Source organism: Cedecea neteri NBRC 105707 = ATCC 33855 (genome assembly GCF_001571265.1).
Lineage (GTDB): Bacteria > Pseudomonadota > Gammaproteobacteria > Enterobacterales > Enterobacteriaceae > Cedecea > Cedecea neteri.
The window spans coordinates 1-758 of the sequence record NZ_BCTL01000129.1 but is presented as its reverse complement, the minus strand read 5'-3'; the positions used below and the strand labels follow the sequence as shown (position 1 = coordinate 758).

Below are 758 nucleotides of genomic sequence, written 5' to 3'. Positions count from 1 at the left end.
ATATTTCACTGATATCGCTGCCAGTGCTTTCAGAATTAATTCCTTTTCGTTCATTTTACTCCCCCTTTAACACGGTTCGTGAAATGAGTGAACTGAATACAAAAGTCACCCAATCAGCCTTCATTTCCAGCAAAGGCAATAACTTGGCTAGAGACAGGTTTTGTGATCTTTTCAGGAAGGTAAAGAGGAGTAAAATTGTTAATACCGATCGAAAAAGCAAAACCGATCTGTTTTTCCTATCGATAAAAACGATCAATTACATTTAATTGATAGGTAATAGTTGTCAAAAATCACATAACCGATCGGCCATACAGATCAATAACAAGACGTAGTAGTGTGAATAAATGGAAATAATCGAGAAGTGTTTTTCGGTGAGTTGGAAAAACAAAGGTAATATAATCAATCAAATGAGTGTTCACAGTCGTGACATTTATACCGGTCAAACAGGATCCCATCAAGCGATGCTCCCGTAACGGCTCCTGCCGTAGCACCGGCAACAAATCTCCCCAATAAAGCGCCAATAACAGCTCCCGTCGCAGTCCCCACGACTGGTACAACAGAACCAATTGCAGCCCCCGCACTTGCACTGGTGAGCACTCCAGCCAGACTCCCGGCGATACCTCCTGCTTTCCTACCAATATGACGTTCACTTACTCGGTCCGAGCCGCATTTCGGGCATATCGTAGTCAATTGTTATTCTCCTGATTTTGGTTGTTAAAAAGCAAAAAGGCACCCGAACGTTAATGAACGGATGCCTT

The 758-nt window shown here is 42.6% G+C and carries 1 protein-coding gene; it reads left to right on the top strand.

Annotated elements, in window-relative coordinates; translation table 11 throughout:
- The coding region (locus CNE01S_RS25690; RefSeq protein ID WP_218009463.1) for a hypothetical protein at positions 1–266 on the top strand (266 nt) is incomplete at its 5' end.
- Positions 267–758 lie beyond the last annotated feature (492 nt).